The sequence below is a fragment of the Escherichia sp. E10V10 genome (assembly GCF_004211985.1).
Lineage (GTDB): Bacteria > Pseudomonadota > Gammaproteobacteria > Enterobacterales > Enterobacteriaceae > Escherichia.
On record NZ_RHJO01000010.1, the window covers coordinates 268,317 to 286,757 of the forward strand.

Annotated in this window: 17 protein-coding genes; 5 read left to right on the forward strand and 12 right to left on the reverse strand. The window is 50.7% G+C overall.

Translation table 11 applies throughout. From position 1 onward, the window contains the following. Positions 1-159: 159 nt before the first annotated feature. Positions 160-2,265 (forward strand): pyruvate/proton symporter CstA, encoded by a 2,106-nt coding sequence (gene cstA, locus D9736_RS14650; protein WP_130258597.1) that lies wholly within the window; start codon positions 160-162, stop codon positions 2,263-2,265. Between the two features lie 181 nt (positions 2,266-2,446). Beyond that, entirely contained in the window at positions 2,447-2,644 is a 198-nt protein-coding gene (locus D9736_RS14655) for a YbdD/YjiX family protein (RefSeq protein ID WP_000460431.1), read from the forward strand. A gap of 9 nt (positions 2,645-2,653) precedes the next feature. Here the strand turns inward: D9736_RS14655 and hcxA are convergent, their stop codons facing one another. Beyond that, positions 2,654-3,742: a hydroxycarboxylate dehydrogenase HcxA gene (hcxA, locus tag D9736_RS14660; RefSeq protein WP_130258598.1), complete on the reverse strand. Its 1,089-nt coding sequence runs from the start codon at positions 3,740-3,742 to the stop codon at positions 2,654-2,656. Between the two features lie 108 nt (positions 3,743-3,850). On the opposite strand from hcxA, the gene ybdL reads away from it, so the two are divergent. Then, a complete protein-coding gene (gene ybdL / locus D9736_RS14665) occupies positions 3,851-5,011 on the forward strand; it encodes a methionine-oxo-acid transaminase (RefSeq protein WP_130258599.1) in 1,161 nt (386 codons plus the stop codon). On the opposite strand, the gene D9736_RS14670 is transcribed toward ybdL, so the two are convergent. The 4 genes from D9736_RS14670 to dsbG form a co-directional block, all read right to left on the reverse strand. Next, positions 5,012-5,641: a ParB/RepB/Spo0J family partition protein gene (locus tag D9736_RS14670; RefSeq protein ID WP_130258600.1), complete on the reverse strand. Its 630-nt coding sequence runs from the start codon at positions 5,639-5,641 to the stop codon at positions 5,012-5,014. It abuts the gene before it with no gap. Next, positions 5,614-6,834, reverse strand: coding sequence for a phosphoadenosine phosphosulfate reductase (locus D9736_RS14675; RefSeq protein WP_130219411.1), 1,221 nt, complete (start codon positions 6,832-6,834; stop codon positions 5,614-5,616). The genes D9736_RS14670 and D9736_RS14675 overlap by 28 nt, the downstream gene beginning before the upstream one ends. Before the next feature lie 146 nt (positions 6,835-6,980). Beyond that, positions 6,981-7,883: a LysR family transcriptional regulator gene (locus D9736_RS14680; RefSeq protein WP_130219413.1), complete on the reverse strand. Its 903-nt coding sequence runs from the start codon at positions 7,881-7,883 to the stop codon at positions 6,981-6,983. A 209-nt stretch (positions 7,884-8,092) separates the two neighbouring features. Beyond that, a complete protein-coding gene (dsbG, locus tag D9736_RS14685; RefSeq protein ID WP_130258621.1) occupies positions 8,093-8,839 on the reverse strand; it encodes a thiol:disulfide interchange protein DsbG in 747 nt (248 codons plus the stop codon). 373 nt (positions 8,840-9,212) lie between these two features. Between dsbG and ahpC the strand changes: the two genes are divergently transcribed. Beyond that, a complete protein-coding gene (gene ahpC, locus D9736_RS14690) occupies positions 9,213-9,776 on the forward strand; it encodes an alkyl hydroperoxide reductase subunit C (RefSeq protein ID WP_130222584.1) in 564 nt (187 codons plus the stop codon). Between the two features lie 170 nt (positions 9,777-9,946). Then, on the forward strand, positions 9,947-11,512 hold the full coding sequence (gene ahpF / locus D9736_RS14695; protein WP_000887629.1) for an alkyl hydroperoxide reductase subunit F: 1,566 nt from the start codon (positions 9,947-9,949) through the stop codon (positions 11,510-11,512). 118 nt (positions 11,513-11,630) lie between these two features. Here the strand turns inward: ahpF and uspG are convergent, their stop codons facing one another. From uspG to citF, 7 genes are all read right to left on the reverse strand, one after another. Further along, positions 11,631-12,059 carry a universal stress protein UspG gene (uspG, locus tag D9736_RS14700; protein WP_130206453.1) on the reverse strand — a complete coding sequence of 143 codons (429 nt, stop codon included), beginning with the start codon at positions 12,057-12,059 and terminating at the stop codon, positions 11,631-11,633. A gap of 354 nt (positions 12,060-12,413) precedes the next feature. Further along, on the reverse strand, positions 12,414-12,824 hold the full coding sequence (gene rnk / locus D9736_RS14705; protein WP_130219417.1) for a nucleoside diphosphate kinase regulator: 411 nt from the start codon (positions 12,822-12,824) through the stop codon (positions 12,414-12,416). A gap of 239 nt (positions 12,825-13,063) precedes the next feature. Then, entirely contained in the window at positions 13,064-13,870 is an 807-nt protein-coding gene (gene rna / locus D9736_RS14710; RefSeq protein WP_130219419.1) for a ribonuclease I, read from the reverse strand. Between the two features lie 113 nt (positions 13,871-13,983). Next, positions 13,984-15,447 carry a citrate/succinate antiporter CitT gene (citT, locus tag D9736_RS14715; RefSeq protein WP_130258601.1) on the reverse strand — a complete coding sequence of 488 codons (1,464 nt, stop codon included), beginning with the start codon at positions 15,445-15,447 and terminating at the stop codon, positions 13,984-13,986. A 50-nt stretch (positions 15,448-15,497) separates the two neighbouring features. Next, the gene (citG, locus tag D9736_RS14720; protein ID WP_130258602.1) at positions 15,498-16,376 is read right to left on the reverse strand and encodes a triphosphoribosyl-dephospho-CoA synthase CitG; all 879 of its coding nucleotides are present in this window, start codon (positions 16,374-16,376) and stop codon (positions 15,498-15,500) included. Beyond that, a complete protein-coding gene (citX, locus tag D9736_RS14725; RefSeq protein WP_000550408.1) occupies positions 16,351-16,902 on the reverse strand; it encodes a citrate lyase holo-[acyl-carrier protein] synthase in 552 nt (183 codons plus the stop codon). Before citX ends, citG begins: the two co-directional genes overlap by 26 nt. A gap of 3 nt (positions 16,903-16,905) precedes the next feature. After that, positions 16,906-18,438 (reverse strand): citrate lyase subunit alpha, encoded by a 1,533-nt coding sequence (citF, locus tag D9736_RS14730; RefSeq protein WP_130258603.1) that lies wholly within the window; start codon positions 18,436-18,438, stop codon positions 16,906-16,908. Positions 18,439-18,441 lie beyond the last annotated feature (3 nt).

Genomic DNA, 18,441 nt, shown 5'->3' on the forward strand with positions numbered 1-18,441 from the left:
TTGCAGGAAAACTCGGTTAACGGAGTGATCGAGTTAACATTGTGAAGTTAAATATTGGTTTCAACTCCGATTTACATGGTTGCCGTGTTGTTAAATTGTACAAAGATGTTATAGAAACAAAATGTAACATCTCTATGGACACGCACACGGATAACAACTATGAACAAATCAGGGAAATACCTCGTCTGGACAGTGCTCTCTGTAATGGGAGCATTTGCTCTGGGATACATTGCTTTAAATCGTGGGGAACAGATCAACGCGCTGTGGATTGTGGTGGCGTCGGTCTGTATCTATCTGATCGCTTACCGTTTTTATGGCCTGTATATCGCCAAAAATGTACTGGCGGTTGACCCGACGCGTATGACGCCAGCGGTGCGCCATAACGACGGACTGGACTATGTGCCGACGGACAAGAAAGTGCTGTTCGGTCACCATTTTGCGGCCATTGCCGGAGCAGGTCCGTTGGTTGGGCCGGTACTGGCGGCGCAAATGGGCTACCTGCCGGGGATGATCTGGCTGCTCGCCGGGGTGGTTCTTGCCGGTGCGGTGCAGGATTTCATGGTGCTGTTTGTTTCTACGCGCCGTGACGGTCGCTCGCTGGGTGAGCTGGTCAAAGAAGAGATGGGGCCAACCGCCGGGGTGATTGCGCTGGTAGCCTGCTTTATGATCATGGTCATTATCCTTGCCGTGCTGGCGATGATCGTGGTGAAAGCCCTGACTCATAGCCCGTGGGGAACGTATACCGTTGCTTTCACCATTCCGCTGGCGCTGTTTATGGGGATCTACCTGCGCTATCTGCGTCCGGGGCGTATTGGCGAAGTGTCGGTGATTGGTCTGGTGTTCCTGATTTTCGCCATTATCTCTGGCGGCTGGGTGGCAGAAAGCCCGACCTGGGCACCGTACTTTGACTTTACCGGCGTGCAGCTGACCTGGATGCTGGTGGGCTACGGTTTTGTGGCGGCGGTGCTGCCAGTGTGGCTGTTGCTGGCCCCGCGCGACTACCTCTCAACCTTCCTGAAAATCGGGACCATCGTCGGTCTGGCGGTAGGCATTTTGATTATGCGCCCGACGCTGACCATGCCTGCGCTAACTAAATTTGTCGATGGCACTGGCCCGGTATGGACCGGTAACCTGTTCCCGTTCCTGTTTATCACTATCGCCTGTGGCGCGGTGTCTGGCTTCCATGCGCTGATCTCTTCCGGCACCACGCCGAAGATGCTGGCGAACGAAGGGCAGGCGTGTTTTATCGGCTACGGCGGGATGTTAATGGAATCCTTCGTGGCGATTATGGCGCTGGTTTCTGCCTGTATCATCGATCCGGGTGTGTACTTCGCCATGAACAGCCCGATGGCGGTGCTGGCTCCTGCAGGGACGGCGGATGTAGTCGCATCTGCCGCGCAAGTGGTGAGTAGCTGGGGCTTTGCGATTACCCCGGATACGCTCAACCAGATTGCCAGCGAAGTGGGTGAACAGTCGATCATTTCCCGTGCGGGCGGTGCGCCGACCTTGGCTGTGGGGATGGCCTACATTCTACACGGCGCGCTGGGCGGCATGATGGATGTGGCGTTCTGGTATCACTTCGCCATTCTGTTTGAAGCACTGTTTATTCTGACGGCGGTGGATGCAGGTACGCGAGCTGCGCGCTTTATGTTGCAGGATCTGCTGGGCGTGGTTTCTCCGGGCCTGAAACGGACCGATTCATTGCCTGCTAACCTGCTGGCAACGGCGCTGTGCGTGCTGGCGTGGGGCTACTTCCTCCATCAGGGCGTGGTCGATCCGCTGGGCGGTATTAACACTCTGTGGCCGCTGTTTGGTATTGCCAACCAGATGCTGGCAGGGATGGCACTGATGCTCTGTGCCGTTGTGCTGTTCAAAATGAAACGTCAACGTTACGCCTGGGTGGCGCTGGTACCAACGGCCTGGCTGCTGATTTGTACCCTGACCGCTGGCTGGCAGAAAGCGTTTAGCCCGGATGCGAAAGTCGGCTTCCTGGCCATTGCTAATAAGTTCCAGGCAATGATCGACAGCGGCAATATTCCGTCGCAATATACTGAGTCACAGCTGGCGCAACTGGTGTTCAACAACCGTCTGGATGCCGGGTTAACCATCTTCTTTATGGTGGTCGTGGTGGTTCTGGCACTGTTCTCGATTAAGACGGCACTTGCGGCATTGAAAGAGCCGAAGCCAACGGCGAAAGAAACGCCGTATGAGCCAATGCCGGAAAATGTTGAAGAGATCTTGGCGCAGGCAAAAGGCGCGCACTAAAGTCAGAGTGAGGGGGGATGTTGGCGAATGTTGGCATAGTGCCGAGGGTTCCCCCTCACCCTAACCCTCTCCCCGATGGGGCGAGGGGACTGACCGAGCGCGTTGATAGCATTTGTAGGCCGGATAAAGCGTTCGCGCCGTATCCGGCAATATTTCAGCAACCTGATTACCGGAGGTATTGATGTTTGATTCACTGGCAAAAGCCGGAAAATATTTAGGTCAGGCGGCGAAGCTGATGATTGGTATGCCTGATTACGACAACTATGTCGAACATATGCGGGTTAACCATCCCGATCAAACGCCGATGACCTACGAAGAGTTTTTCCGTGAGCGGCAGGACGCGCGCTACGGTGGAAAAGGCGGCGCGCGCTGCTGCTAAATTTGCACGTCAGGCTTTAAACGATTCCACTTTTTCGAACGCTGCACGCAATGTCTCTGGTGTCAGCGTGACTGGCAGGTAATGAATGGACTCCACCGGACGTAAGGTGTGGGCAATCACTTTGTCGATCTCCGCCTGATTATTGATATCCACTTCCAGCTCCGCCAGCGTAGTCGGCAGGTGAAAACGCTGATACGCCTCTGTTAATTGCGCCAGCACATCATCCTGACCCAGCAAGGCGCTTTGCACCAGAATTCCGTAAGCGACTTTGGTGCCGTGGAGAAACTTCTCGGTTTGCGGCAGTACAGTCAGACCGTTGTGCACGGCATGGGCCGCCGCCACACGCGTAAAACGATCGCCCAGACCACCGACCATCCCACCACCAGCAATAATGGCATCCACCACATCGCAAAATGATTGCGTTAACTGCTGATTTTGCTGATCGCTCAGCGCCTGTTCGCTCCTGTTTAACAAGACGTCGCGAATGGCCTGCGCGTTATTAATCCCCAGCCGCACGGTTAGCGGCAACGTTTCTGGTTGCGGGGCCAGTACTACCGCTTCATACCATTTCGCCAGCGTGTCACCGATCCCCGCCAGCAGATATTCTTGCGGCGCATTGAGGATAATCTCCGGTTCCACCAGCACCATAAAATTGGCGTCGTCGAAAATCTCATAATGCAGCGCCTGTCCGGCATCGTTATACCAGACGGAGAGCGGTGTCCAGGCGGCGCAGGTAGCGGCGATCGTCGGAACGGCAACAAATGGCAGACCGAGACGGCGGGCGAGGGCTTTCGCGGTGTCGAGCAGTGCGCCGCCGCCGACGCCAATCACCACGCTGCGATCGTCACCGGACTCAGCCGCCAGTTGTTGTACATCGCTTTCGCTGCAATGACCGCGAAACAAAATATGCTTTGCCCCTGGTAGTTCAAACGCTGGCGGAAGTTTGGTTTTCGCCGCAGCAATGGCGCGTTCGCCGTAGATCCACACCGCGCGAGAAAGTTGTTCATCAGTGAAAAAATCGTGCAGGTGATTGAAACTTCCAGGATGAGAAAAGTAGTTAGCCGGGCCGACGACCACGCGGATAGGATTGTGAGGCATGTTGTGTTGTCCTTATTGTTTTATTTAGACATCTAAACGTCTTGATTGCCAAATACTAGCATCGTGTTATAGTGCCTTCAACACGCAACTTCGTCAGGTACAATAAAAATGACAAATAACCCTCTGATTCCACAAAGCAAACTTCCACAACTTGGCACCACTATTTTCACCCAGATGAGCACGCTGGCGCAGCAACACCAGGCGATTAACCTTTCGCAAGGCTTTCCTGATTTTGATGGTCCGCGCTATTTACAGGAGCGGCTGGCGTACCACGTTGCCCAGGGGGCAAACCAATACGCGCCCATGACCGGCGTGCAGGCATTGCGCGAGGCGATTGCTCAGAAAACGGAACGTTTGTATGGCTATCAACCAGATGCCGATAGCGATATCACCGTAACGGCAGGGGCGACGGAGGCGTTATACGCGGCGATTACCGCATTGGTGCGCAATGGCGATGAAGTGATTTGTTTTGATCCCAGCTATGACAGTTACGCCCCCGCCATCGCGCTTTCTGGGGGAATAGTGAAGCGTATGGCACTGCAACCACCGCATTTTCGCGTTAACTGGCAGGAGTTTGCCGCATTGTTAAGCGAGCGCACCCGACTGGTGATCCTCAACACCCCACATAACCCCAGTGCTACTGTCTGGCAGCAGGCTGATTTCGCCGCTTTGTGGCAGGCAATTGCCGGGCACGAGATTTTTGTCATTAGCGATGAAGTCTACGAGCACATCAACTTTTCACAGCAGGGCCATGCCAGCGTGCTGGCGCATCCGCAGCTGCGTGAGCGGGCAGTGGCGGTGTCATCGTTTGGCAAGACCTATCATATGACCGGCTGGAAAGTGGGTTATTGCGTTGCGCCAGCGCCCATCAGTGCCGAAATTCGCAAGGTACATCAGTATCTGACCTTTTCGGTGAATACCCCGGCACAGCTGGCGCTTGCGGATATGCTACGTGCAGAACCTGAGCATTATCTTGCATTACCTGACTTTTATCGCCAGAAGCGCGATATCCTGGTGAACGCCTTAAGTGAAAGTCGGCTGGAGATACTACCCTGCGAAGGTACTTACTTTTTGCTGGTGGATTACAGCGCCGTGTCTACGCTGGATGATGTTGAGTTTTGCCAGTGGCTGACGCGGGAGCACGGCGTAGCGGCAATTCCTCTGTCGGTGTTTTGCGCCGATCCCTTCCCACATAAACTGATTCGTCTCTGTTTTGCCAAGAAGGAATCGACGTTGCTGGCAGCAGCTGAACGCCTGCGCCAGCTGTAGTTATTTGACAGTCCAGGCGCGGGAATATTGACGGTCGGCAAACAACTCTTGCAGGCCGTTAATTTGCTTCAGGCGCAGCACTTCGTCGCTGTCCATTCCCAGTTCTTTGCCGATTTTATTGTCGTCCCATCCCAACTGGCTGAGTTCACGGACGATTTCTGACATGGCGGTGATTTGATGGCGTCCACGAGCGCGGTTGTGGCGAATTGTTGCAGCGATGCGCTCGTTACGATCTCCTCCCAGACAGGTAACCGGTAAATACCCTTTTAAGCGCGTTTTTAACGTGTTAGATCCTTTACCAATTTCATGACGGTGAAAGCCATCAACAATCTCCATTGTGTCAGATTGAGTGTTAGTCACCACGATAGGTTGGGTAAAACCATCAATTTCAATGGATTTTTTTAGCAGCTTCTTCTCTGGCGGAGCCACATTATTGGGGTTGTAATCATTCGGCACGAGTTGGCTATTTTTAACCCACAGAACGCAATCCACGGGCTCTTCACGAAAGGGGCTAACCTGATGGATCGCCATGCGGATTTCATTAATCGCTTTGATGCGATCGTCTTCCGGCAAGCTGGCGAGAAATTGGGTTAAATCCTGCGTTAATCGTTGTTGCATAGTATCCCCCATTCCTGACGTTTTCCTTTTATCCGTTCGTTATAACGCTGATAGTTCTTCGCTTTCGTAGGGCTAAATGATAATGCCCGGCACCAGTAATCGTTATTGAGTAAAACTTTGCATATTCGCCGCCAGGAGGGGATATCTTTCGTGCCAATGTCCCCTTGCTGGGTTTGTGGAACCTCGATGCCTTTTTTCTGATACCAGTGCAAATAAATGGCGATTTTATTGCGGTAATGCTCCGCAGTTTTTTCCGGCATGCTATTGAGCAGCAATAATGCATACTCTTGCCAGTCTAAATGCTCTGGCTTGAGGATTTTCCGATGCCCATAGAAATGATTGTCATGTCCGGCGTAAATTCCGCCGCTTTTTACACCGCTGACTCGTGCGCACATAGCAGCCCAGCGATCCGGTTCGATAACGTGATAGAGCCATAATCCCTGTCGTTGCTCCGGGCCAAAAGGTTCGCAAATTCGCATTTGACGCAGAGGGACGCCCGCCTGATACATTAGGTTATACAGAGGGTTGCAGAGACTTTGATGATTTGCATACCAGGTCCAGATATCAGCAACTTTCCAGTCGTAGATGGGGTAAATGTACCAGCTATGACCGCCTGGTGCGGCCGTAGTCCAGGGTTTATCGTCGGCAAAACGCTGTTTATTCGAACTGGCGATAGCAACGAAACGGTTATAGGACTCGTCAGCCCGGATGCCGATCATCATGGCCGCAGGACGTTTTTGCGAAAACCATTCGGCAAATTCACGCACGAAATGTTCAAAAGTCATGCCTGGCTGGTAAAACGGGAAATAAGCGGGATCGGTTATTGCATCTCCCGGGGGCTGGCGTACCCATTCAACATCAGGTTCCCAGCATTGCCATTCGGGTTGATACTGAGAAAGAGAGTTTTGCGTCGTAAGAGGCAGCGCTACCCAATAAAATTCTTCAATGACATCTGCATACTGCTCTCGTAGGGACTGAATATAGTGAATAGTTAAAGAAAACTGTGCTTCCCAGTCGATAAACAGAACGTATATTTTTTTGCCCATTTTTCTGGCCAGATTCGCGGTTAGATGAAGCATTAAGCCTGAATCTTTACCGCCAGAAAATGAGACACAAACGCGGGGTAGGGTGTTGAGTGTCCAGGTAATACGCTCTTGTGCAGCTTCCAGAATATTGAGCGGAAGAGGAATTTTATAAATAGACATCTAAAGATGCTCTCTGAACCTGACAGGTAGATAATTCGATAGTTTTTTAATTATAAAGTAAATAAATTCAAATAAGATATATTATTTTATGTATTTATAGTGTGAATTTTTCATTGAAAAACATTTTGCCAATGGATAGATGTTTATTATAAATTGTCATTCAAACGATCAATGAATCGTGAGAACGTAAGGTTATTTAATGATGATTTATTATAGGACATATAAAGTGTGTTTGAAGGCAACGGGTGTTCAAGTTTTATTTGTTTTAGCTGAAGTGTTTTATGATAACTGCGGTATAATTCGTAAGGCACAATACCAATTAAATCGGTAACTGCAATTGTATTAATAATGGTAAACAGAGAGGAACTACGAAACGATATTTTACGGTTTGCCATGAGTGCTTCTATTTCCATCTGGAAATCTTCTAATCCAGGGATTTTAGATATCAGAAAGGTAAATTCTTCATCAAGAATTTGTGCATGGGTGCTCCGTTCATTTATTCTCGGATGGGTAGTACTACAGATGAGTGTATTACGAATTGACTGAAAAGGGATGCAGCTCACAGAACGGCTGATAACTGGTGCCAATGTCACTACGAGATCCGCTTTGCGGTAAGCCAGTAAGTCTTCGGCGCTTTCTACGGCCATCATAATGTCATGATGTTCAATGTCGATAACTGCATCCTGGCGCAGACTATTGATCAAAAGGCTGCTGTTTGTCGCAGAGATGAATTGTGGACCATAAATTATAAATTTTTTCTTTAATTCAGATTTATTGACGATATTTATTGTTTGTTCCAGGTTTCTAAGGTTTTTCTCAAGATGATGATGAAGATTTAACCCAGTAGTCGTTGGCGTAATACCTTTTCCGGCACGAGTAAACAAAGGATCATTAAATTGCGTACGTAAGCGTTGCAGGGACTGACTAACCGCAGAGGGCGTTATATATAGCGATTCTGCAGCCTTACTAATGCTGAGATGTTGGTAAATGCACTCGAAGATTACCAGTAAATTCAAGTCAAATTTTTTTAAGTCGTAAAGATTGGCCATGATGTACTCCATTCATATCATTGCACTCATCATGATATTCATTAAATCTATAATATGAATTAATATATTTGTATTTATTATGTTCTTTTACTTAACTCATGATTAAGTTTTTCTAAAATAGCATAGCCGATTTATTGTTTGTGATCAATTCTTGCGGTTTTCAGGATAACTGAAAAGCCGTATATATTCCAGTTATCCATGATTTAATATTATTTATTTCCCATGATGATATTTAAGGTCTTTTGATCCGGTAATCCGACCGCCTGTTGCAATGTATTCTCCGGGCTCATGTAGTAGATAGCAGGCGTGACGTTTGCGCCAAGTTCATCCATCAGTTTTTCATTGGCACTTAAGATTTTCATTTGCTCTGCACCAACGGTGGCCGGAATGTTTAGCTTTAGCTTCTTGTCTGATGCTTCATACTCTTGCCATGCTTTAGCCGGATCTTTAGCCGCGAGGATCGCCGCAGCAGTCGCTGGGCTTTCCGGTTTGATTACGCCAACCAGTAGTGTGCGAAGCTGAACTTTGCCAGCCTCAACCCACGGGCGCGTCTGCTGCCAGAACTGTTTACAATACGGACAAAATGGATCGGCAAAGACATAAACCACAACAGGCGCATCTTTTTTGCCGTCGAGGAGCCAGTGGGATTGCTCCATCCGTTGCCACATTTCTCGACCGACTGGCGCATAAATTTCTTTCTCAATAAGTGTGTTACTCAGGTTTTCACCTTTTTCGTTGTACATATAACCTGAGATGGCGTGCTTGCCGTCTGGTGTCAGGTAGATAGTAACTCCCATATCCTGATACTTTCCGAGATAACCTTTCATTCCCCCGGGGGCATCAAAAGATTTGAGGATAGTAATACCCTGTTTTTCAATGGCTTTTACTGGGGCTGGAAGTTCCTCTGCGAAGGCGACTGCAGGAAGCAGAGCCAATAAAAGTATCTTTTTTAACATTAATTTGTCCTTTTCAGTCAGTGCAAAATTTGAGTAAAAGGCATAACCTATCACTGTCATAGGTAAGAGCTTAGAACAGGTGATTGCCCTTTGTTTATGAGGGTGTTGTAATCCATGTCGTTGTTGCATTTGTAAGGGCAACACCGCAGCCTGCTGAACAGGCGCTGAAGATACCAAAGGGTAGTTCAGATTACACGGTCACCTGGAAAGGGGGCCCATTTTACTTTTTATCGCCGCTGGCGGTGCAAAGTTCACAAAGTTGTCTTACGAAGGTTGTAAGGTAAAACTTATCGATTTGATAATGGAAACGCATTAGCCGAATCGGCAAAAATTGGTTACCTTACATCTCATCGAAAACACGGAGGAAGTATAGATGTCCTTGATTAACACCAAAATTAAACCTTTTAAAAACCAGGCATTCAAAAACGGCGAATTCATCGAAGTAACCGAGAAAGATACCGAAGGCCGCTGGAGCGTCTTCTTCTTCTACCCGGCTGACTTTACTTTCGTATGCCCGACCGAACTGGGCGACGTTGCAGACCATTACGAAGAACTGCAGAAACTGGGCGTAGATGTATACGCAGTATCTACCGATACTCACTTCACCCACAAAGCATGGCACAGCAGCTCTGAAACCATCGCGAAAATCAAATACGCAATGATCGGCGACCCGACTGGCGCCCTGACCCGTAACTTCGACAACATGCGTGAAGATGAAGGTCTGGCTGACCGCGCGACCTTCGTTGTTGACCCGCAGGGTATCATCCAGGCAATCGAAGTTACCGCTGAAGGCATTGGCCGTGACGCGTCTGACCTGCTGCGTAAAATCAAAGCTGCTCAGTATGTAGCTTCTCACCCAGGTGAAGTTTGCCCGGCTAAATGGAAAGAAGGTGAAGCAACTCTGGCTCCGTCTCTGGACCTGGTTGGTAAAATCTAAATTTCCTTCGTCTTTCGCGCTACCAACTCCGGCGCGAAATACTTCGGAAATTCACCTAATTCTTCGGGTGCTGCGGCACCCGATTTTGTTCCCCGCACCATGATGCAAGCTGCATCCAGGTAGCCGCAGAGGCCGCTTGCATGATGATGTTTAAAGCCCAGGAGATAAACATGCTCGACACAAATATGAAAACTCAACTCAAGGCTTATCTTGAAAAATTGACCAAGCCTGTTGAGTTAATTGCCACGCTGGATGACAGCGCTAAATCGGCAGAAATCAAGGAACTGTTGGCTGAAATCGCAGAACTGTCAGACAAAGTCACCTTTAAAGAAGATAACAGCTTGCCGGTGCGTAAGCCGTCTTTCCTGATCACCAACCCAGGTTCCAACCAGGGGCCGCGTTTTGCAGGCTCCCCGCTGGGTCATGAGTTCACCTCGCTGGTACTGGCGTTGCTGTGGACCGGTGGTCATCCGTCGAAAGAAGCACAGTCTCTGCTGGAGCAGATTCGCCATATTGACGGTGATTTTGAATTCGAAACTTATTATTCGCTCTCTTGCCACAACTGCCCGGACGTGGTGCAGGCGCTGAATCTGATGAGCGTACTGAACCCGCGTATTAAGCACACAGCAATTGATGGCGGCACCTTCCAGAACGAGATCACCGATCGTAACGTGATGGGCGTTCCGGCAGTGTTCGTAAACGGGAAAGAGTTTGGTCAGGGCCGCATGACGTTGACTGAAATCGTCGCCAAAATTGATACTGGCGCGGAAAAACGTGCGGCAGAAGAGCTGAACAAGCGTGATGCTTATGATGTATTAATCGTCGGTTCCGGCCCGGCGGGTGCGGCGGCAGCAATTTACTCCGCGCGTAAAGGCATCCGTACGGGTCTGATGGGCGAACGTTTCGGCGGTCAGATCCTCGATACTGTTGATATCGAAAACTACATTTCTGTACCGAAGACCGAAGGCCAGAAACTGGCAGGCGCGCTGAAGGTTCACGTTGATGAATACGATGTTGATGTGATTGATAGCCAGAGCGCGAGCAAACTGATTCCGGCAGCGGTTGAAGGCGGCTTGCATCAGATTGAAACGGCTTCCGGCGCGGTACTGAAAGCTCGCAGCATTATCGTGGCGACCGGTGCAAAATGGCGCAACATGAACGTTCCGGGCGAAGATCAGTATCGCACCAAAGGCGTAACCTATTGCCCGCACTGCGACGGTCCACTGTTTAAAGGCAAACGTGTGGCGGTCATCGGCGGCGGCAACTCCGGTGTGGAAGCGGCAATCGACCTGGCAGGGATTGTTGAACACGTAACGCTGCTGGAATTTGCCCCTGAAATGAAAGCCGACCAGGTTCTGCAGGACAAACTGCGCAGCCTGAAAAACGTCGACATCATTCTGAATGCGCAAACCACGGAAGTGAAAGGCGACGGCAGCAAAGTCGTAGGTCTGGAATATCGTGATCGTGTCAGCGGCGATATTCACAACATCGAACTGGCCGGTATTTTCGTCCAGATTGGTCTGCTGCCGAACACCAACTGGCTGGAAGGCGCAGTCGAACGTAATCGTATGGGTGAGATAATCATTGATGCGAAATGCGAAACCAACGTCAAAGGCGTGTTCGCTGCCGGTGACTGTACGACGGTTCCGTACAAGCAGATCATCATCGCTACTGGCGAAGGTGCTAAAGCCTCTCTGAGCGCTTTTGACTACCTGATTCGCACCAAAACTGCATAAGAAGAAGTAAGATTCACCTGCAATTGCTTAGCCGCCGGGGTCAAACCTGGCGGCTTTTTTTATAAAAAACGCCCTGCCGGGATTGCTCAGGGCAGGGCGTCATAAATGCGTTAATTTGTTAACGAACGACTAATACCGGCAGATTGGCGTGGCGGATCACGTTGGAAGCGTTGGAACCTAACAGATGGGTTGAAATCGATGGATTTCGCGAACCGATAACCACAACATCCGCATCCAGTTCTTTAGCTAATTCGTTCACTTCATCTCGCACGTTACCAAAACGGACATGTGGTTTGATACGGGATGGATCAATATTGAAATGGCCGACCATTGTCTGTAAGCGTTCTTCGGCTTCATGTTGCAAATGTTCTTCGAAACGACGCACATCAGCAGCAAAACGGTGCAGACTAAGGCTTGCGGCGCCCGGTAATACATGGAGTAAATGAATTACGCCATCATCCTGGGCGAGAAATTCAGCGTGACGAACGGCTTTGTCGCTCAATTCCATTTCAAATACGTCTACTGGCATAATGATTGTTTTGTACATAAGCATTCCCTCCTTGCTATTGCATGAACATATAACAGCATATTATTGATTATGATTCTATGATTTGCGAAGTTGATTTGATCTGGGATAGCAATTGATCTGGAAAATGGATTAAGTCAGCTACTACCAGCGTTGCTCAAGATATAGCACTGCCACAACAATAATTGCTGCAATGAATATATAAAACGCAGTAATACCGAGAGCTTCGCTCATAGGGGGATCCGCTGGTGGATAACTTGTTCAGATTAGAACGCAGCGGTGAAGAGCAAAATGATAAATCTGGTTGATATTTGAGCGGAAAGAGGATGCAGAAGCATCCTCCGGGCAAAGCGAATAACGCTTGTGCAGATGGGATTAAAGCAGGTACTCGCCAGCGGCTTCAGGCTGGTATTCGAGTTCCAGCACTTCAAGGTGGGTAGCAACGCCGCCCGGAAGTTCCCAGTGGATGGTATCGCCAACGCGCAACCCCAGCAGTGCGGCACCAACCGGAGCCATAACGGAAAGTTGAGTATTGCTGTCGGTCATCTTTGCCGGATACACCAGTGTACGCACACGGACTTCGCCATCGCTAAGATTGCGGAATTTAACCCGGCTGTTCATCGTCACCACATCGTGTGGCATCTCTTCTGGCGAACACATTTGGGCGCGATCCAACTCTGCGTTTAACGCGTCGGCGATTGGCAAACCGGCATAGGCAGGTTGCTCCAGCAGAATATCGATGCGTTCGGCATCCAGGTCGTTAATGATGATTGTTGGTCTGGACATTTTTACTCCATGTCGTCGGTACTGCGAGTGTCGCAGATAAACATACCCAAAAGAAAACCCTCACCGTCAGGCGGCGAGGGTTTAGCTCATATGATGATACTGACTGTTGCTCACTCTTTGAAGTGATTTACATCACATTCAGGTAATTCCTTAATGCTGAGCGATTTGTATAAATCTTAATCGAAAAACAGCGTAAGGGATAAATTTTCGTGATGGATCAACTTCCGCTGCGCTGGATCTCAATAACCTGCTTTATCAATCACAAAGTTTTTGCCACAGTTGCCTGGGTGTGGTTGTGGCAAGAATGAGTTTGCAGAAAGCGGCGCATTGATGGCGTCAGCTTTGATTGAAATCTGGATTTCAGTCAAATATGCCGGATTACCCTGGCAGGTTAACTTGACTGCTTTGACGTTCTCTTTCCCCCAGCTTTTGGCAAAGGCGGCGTCAAAGTCACTGCGGCTCACGGTTTTACCGTAGTTATCCGCAAGGAATTTTCCGGCTGTGCTTTCTTTGATCTCTTGATTCAGACGTACCATCGTACCGAAGTAAGCGTCCGGATCAAAACCAAAGCAGGCGCCGTGTTTCGCGTATTCATAACGTTCCAGACAGGAACGACCACCTGCGCCCGGCATAACTTCACTCAATTTAGCTGCTGTTTCCAGCGATAACCCTGTTTCCGGTGAAGAACACATCCGGCTGGCGCGAGCTTCCGGCAGGTTTGGGACTGGGCGAGTGGCGCAGCCGAAGCGCATCCATCGGCGTTCATCAACGCCACGCGCAGCAACCGATTTAGGCAATCCCGGCCACAGGCCATGAACGGTCAGAAAATCAGCTTTGTTGCTCGTTTCGGTTTGCAGTCGACACTCATCGCGTTCGTTACGATTTCGATCGTGCTGACTCTGGCAAAACCCGGTTTGCCAGGAAAGAGCTAAAACGTAACGATCAAAATCGCCATACTGTTTTGCCTGTAATGCAGCGGCGTTGACAGAAGATAAGGGGAGCAGAGAAGCCGCCAGTAAAGCGGCGTTACGCCAGAATGTTTTCATAGTGGGTGTGGAACTCATACATGCACTGAATACTATCTATTAAATCATAAAAAAGCCCGCCAGGTTGGCTAACCTGGCGGGCGCGGTGATTTATTCAGCGTTTGGCGAACGTATTAGTTCCACATGGCGAGAATCGGCCAGCCTACCAGAAGCAGCATGGCAATATAAATCACCCCGAAGATAGCCCCAAGACGCCAGTAATCTTTTGATTTCACATAGCCGCAGCCGTAAATAATCACACCAGGGCCAGTAGCATATGGGGTCAGACAGCCCATGATACCGATAGACAGCACCAGCAGAATACACAGTTGTTCCATCGGTACACCTGGAATCCCTTTACCGACCGCCAGAATGACCGGCAGCATGGTTGCGGTGTGCGCTGACAGGCTGGCAAACAGGTAATGAGCAAAGTAGAACACCAGCACGAGGACGATAACCGTCGCATTTGGCGAAAAACCTTCCAGATGCGTACTCATGGTGCTGGCGAACCAGTCGATAAATCCGGAACGAGTCAGGCCATTAGCCATGACGACCAGCGTTGCCAGGTTAACCAGCGTGTTCCATGCGCTGTTATAGCGGGTAATGTCTTTCCACGGCACAACGTGCAGCGCCAGCATCAGCGAAACTGCCAGCAGACCAACCGCAGTGGCGTTAATCACTTCGCTGCCAAATACCCATAAACCTAAGCTGAGTAATACAAGGCCAATCAGCGTCCACTCTCTGCGAGTCAGACACCCCATGGTTTTTAGTTCATCACCCGCCCAGGTTGCCACTTCTTCACTGTGTGTGATTTCCGGTTTGTACAGCACGTAGGAAAGCCACGGCGCAATGATAAGCAAGATAACCCCAACCGGCAGGAAGCAGAGGAACCACTGTAACCAGCTAATCTGGATACCGGCAATTTTGCTGACGAACTCCAGACCCAGCACGTTTGGTGCTGCACCGGTGACAAACATGGAAGAACTCAGACTGGTACTAATGACCATCATCCACATCAAATAGCCGCCAATACGACGCGCGGACGGATCGTTTGGGAATGATTTAAATAGCGGCGGCAGGTTTTTAATGACCGGAAAAACCGTACCCCCGGTACGCGCGGTGTTGGACGGTGTAAACGGTGCCAGCAGAATGTCGATAATGACAATCGCATAACCCAACGTCAGCGTGCGTTTGCCCATGAATTTCACCAGGAAAAGGGCAATGCGACGACCTAACCCGGAAACTTCATATCCTAATGCAAAGATAAATGCGCCAAATACCAGCCAGACTGTGGTACTGGAAAAACCAGCCAGCCCCCATTTCAGCGCCTGTTTTTGCGCATTAAACGCTGGGTCAGCTAATTCTTTGGCGTCAAAGAGCAGGTAATTACTGCCAATCACGCAAATGGTTACTGCAATAAAACTGATCGCTGTTGCCGGGATTGGCTCGAGGATCATGCCGACAATCATTGCCACAAACACAGCGAAGTAATGCCATGCCTGCGGCGGCATACCGTCGGGGACAGGGATAAGAAACATGACACCCATCACCACCAGTGGGGCCAATAGTTTCCATATATTATCTTTTGCTAAAGACATACGGGTTCTCCGAAAATTAATATTTCCAAATTTATCAAGTGCTTAAATAATTAAATCTGTGCTAAAAACCAGGTAAGGATCAGCAGGTCGGCACTGCCGCCTGGACTGAGATTTCGTTCGATACACTCCCTGTCGAACTGCCGGAGATAATCGAGATCGGCGGGGGTTCGGATGCCCCCTTTTTGCAATAGTGTTTGCGCCTCGCGCTGTAGCCAGCGCAGGCCCCCCTCTCCACCGCGCGATGCAACGTTGGTATCGCCGTTGGTAGCCATCAGTAGGAGCAAGGTATCGAGCAATGCCAGTTCAGGATCTAACCCCTGATCCAGCAGAGTGAGGTAATGCGGAAGTGCGTGGTTGATCACCAGTGGATAACCTGCTTCGGCTTCACCGCGCGCGCCGGTAAGGCCTAGTTGCTGGTACAACCGTTGACCTGCGGTCAGTTGTTGATTATTGGTACGCAGTTCGCGATCGGTCAGACCACGGCAGAAACTTGCCGCCGTAGAACAAACGGTTGTGGGCGTTACCGGCTGGTTGAGCTGAAGCAAACGGCCAATCGCCGCGCACAGTAGCCCTAAAGAAAAAATGCTGCCTTTATGGGTGTTTACGCCCGCAGTGGCGCGGAACATATCGCCTTCACAGGCCATACCAATTGGGCGTAATCCGTTGAGTACTGCTTCGGGGGCCATTTCTGCACTACAGGCACCAAATTCGATAAAACGGGGTAACCAGGCCTGGATTGCCAGTGCGCTACGGTGGAAATCTTCCAGCGCCATATCTTTGTGCGCACCGCAGTTAATGCGATCCACGAGGCCTGGTTTCGGTGACAGATTGACTTCAGTCAGCATGGCGCGCCAGCCCAGCAGGGCATATTCATCGATTAATGACGTCGCAAGCTTTGTGGTTTTAGTTGACGTTGCAGGCATCGACATCGTTCAGCAGCGCCTCCATGCGGTTGAGTAAATCGGTCAGTTGGTGGGTTTTTCCACGCGCGCAGACGGCTGCGCTTTGCTCGCATAATAGGCAGCGGCGAGGCGGCAGCGAATAATCGCGGCGGGAGAGAATTTCGCCTTCGGGCGTCAGGACATCGATATCCCATAAACGCCCGAGAGGATGGCTATGTTCAAGCTCAATGGTGGCGAGCTTGAGGTCGCGAGCTGGAGCGGCAATGCTCAACATGCCCTCCGGCCCGCTGGCGGAAACCAGTGCAGCCTGCTCCTGAATTTGCCAGCCCTGTTTTGCGGCTAAGGCACGCAAGGCTGTCACGCCATGATTAAAAATTCGGCGTGTGACCTCGCTGTCTTTAATCGGACCCGGCGCAACCACGGTAAAGGAGACCAGTGGAACAGGATGGCGCTTGAGCCAGGCGTGTTGCCGTGCTTGCCTTTCATCCCGGCTGACGAGCAGCTCGGGAATTGACACCGCATGGTGGCTGGCGAGTTCAGGAAGCAGGTGCATGGCTTATTCCTTCACCTGATGCACAACGTCAATCACCGAGCCATCGCGGTAGCGCACGACGGCAACGACGCGGTCGGTGAATTCAATCGGCTGTGGTTCACCGGTCAGCAGACGCGCACGTTCGCGCAGCCACTCAATGGAAACCACTTTAATGCCTGCTTCCTGCAGACGTTCTGCCAGTTCCGGACGTGCCGGGTTAACAGCGATGCCGTGGTCGGTGACCAGAATATCGACGCTGGACCCTGGGGTAATGCAGGTCAGCACGTTATCCACCAGAGTCGGGATACGACCGCGCACCAGCGGCGCAACAATGATGGAAAGCGCAGAGGCAATTGCGGTATCGCAGTGACCACCGGAAGCGCCACGCAGCACGCCATCAGAGCCGGTCAGCACGTTGACGTTGAACTGGGTATCAATTTCCAGCGCGCTCAGTACCACCACGTCGAGACGATCAACCGATGCGCCTTTAGAGCCCCAGTTAGCGTACTGGTTGGCACTGATTTCGATGTGATTGGGGTTACGGGCCAGCGATTGCGCAGCGTGGCTGTCAAAGCTCTGCACATCCAGCAGTTTGCGGATCAGACCTTTTTCGTGCAGATCAACCATCGTTGCGGTAATGCCACCGAGGGCGAAGTCGGCGCGAATATCGCGGCTACGCATTTTGTCTTCCAGGAAACGGGTTACCGCAAGCGAAGCGCCGCCGGTGCCGGTCTGCAGGGAGAAACCTTCTTTGAAGTAGCCAGAGTTGACAATCACATCCGCAGCGCTGCGGGCAATCAGCAGTTCGCGCGGGTTAGTGGTCATACGGGTTGCGCCAGCGCCGATTTTCGCGGCATCGCCGACACGATCAACTTTGACGATCAGATCAACCTGATCCTGTTCAATGCTCGCCGGATTATGCGGATAAGGCAGCAGTTCTTCGGTGAGCATCACCACCTGTTTTGCGTTGTCGGCATCAACCATTGCATAACCGAGAGAACCGCAGCAGGCTTTGCCGGTGTAGCCGTTGGCATTACCGAATTCATCACAGGACGGGACGCCGAGGAAAGCGACGTCGATGTTCAGTTCACCGCTCTGTACCAGATGCACACGTCCGCCGTGAGAGTGGATTTGCACCGGTTCCGCCAGCAGGCCACGGGAGATTTCTTCTGCCAGTGGACCGCGTAAGCCGGAGGTATAAATGCGGGTAACCACGCCCTGGCGAATGTGTTCTACCAGCGGCGCATGGCAATCACTCAGGGAACTGGACGCCAGGGTCAGGTTTTTAAAGCCCATCTTTGCGATGACGTCCATCACCATATTGACGGTCAGGTCACCGCCACGGAAAGCGTGGTGGAAGGAGATGGTCATACCATCTTGCAAACCAGAACGACGAATGGCTTCTTCCAGGTTGGCGCACAGTTTGCGATCGCGCGCTTTTTCAGCCTGATAGGTTTGTTTCGGCGAGTTCTGGAAAGCGGCAAGATCGCATTCAGCGTGACGATTCCAGGCTGCTACCCGTTCTTGTCGTTGAGATTGTTCAATTTTCTGCGTCATTTT

Bases quoted from the DNA above. Each gene is read 5' to 3' on its own strand.
- hcxA (WP_130258598.1), bottom strand. From the start codon at position 3,742: ATGCCTCACAATCCTATCCGCGTGGTCGTCGGCCCGGCTAACTACTTT.
- ahpC (WP_130222584.1), top strand. From the start codon at position 9,213: ATGTCCTTGATTAACACCAAAATTAAACCTTTTAAAAACCAGGCATTC.
- D9736_RS14680 (WP_130219413.1), bottom strand. From the start codon at position 7,883: ATGGCCAATCTTTACGACTTAAAAAAATTTGACTTGAATTTACTGGTA.
- ybdL (WP_130258599.1), top strand. From the start codon at position 3,851: ATGACAAATAACCCTCTGATTCCACAAAGCAAACTTCCACAACTTGGC.
- citF (WP_130258603.1), bottom strand. From the start codon at position 18,438: ATGACGCAGAAAATTGAACAATCTCAACGACAAGAACGGGTAGCAGCC.
- uspG (WP_130206453.1), bottom strand. From the start codon at position 12,059: ATGTACAAAACAATCATTATGCCAGTAGACGTATTTGAAATGGAATTG.
- D9736_RS14675 (WP_130219411.1), bottom strand. From the start codon at position 6,834: ATGTCTATTTATAAAATTCCTCTTCCGCTCAATATTCTGGAAGCTGCA.
- cstA (WP_130258597.1), top strand. From the start codon at position 160: ATGAACAAATCAGGGAAATACCTCGTCTGGACAGTGCTCTCTGTAATG.
- D9736_RS14670 (WP_130258600.1), bottom strand. From the start codon at position 5,641: ATGGGGGATACTATGCAACAACGATTAACGCAGGATTTAACCCAATTT.
- D9736_RS14655 (WP_000460431.1), top strand. From the start codon at position 2,447: ATGTTTGATTCACTGGCAAAAGCCGGAAAATATTTAGGTCAGGCGGCG.
- ahpF (WP_000887629.1), top strand. From the start codon at position 9,947: ATGCTCGACACAAATATGAAAACTCAACTCAAGGCTTATCTTGAAAAA.
- rna (WP_130219419.1), bottom strand. From the start codon at position 13,870: ATGAAAACATTCTGGCGTAACGCCGCTTTACTGGCGGCTTCTCTGCTC.
- citX (WP_000550408.1), bottom strand. From the start codon at position 16,902: ATGCACCTGCTTCCTGAACTCGCCAGCCACCATGCGGTGTCAATTCCC.
- dsbG (WP_130258621.1), bottom strand. From the start codon at position 8,839: ATGTTAAAAAAGATACTTTTATTGGCTCTGCTTCCTGCAGTCGCCTTC.
- rnk (WP_130219417.1), bottom strand. From the start codon at position 12,824: ATGTCCAGACCAACAATCATCATTAACGACCTGGATGCCGAACGCATC.
- citT (WP_130258601.1), bottom strand. From the start codon at position 15,447: ATGTCTTTAGCAAAAGATAATATATGGAAACTATTGGCCCCACTGGTG.
- citG (WP_130258602.1), bottom strand. From the start codon at position 16,376: ATGTCGATGCCTGCAACGTCAACTAAAACCACAAAGCTTGCGACGTCA.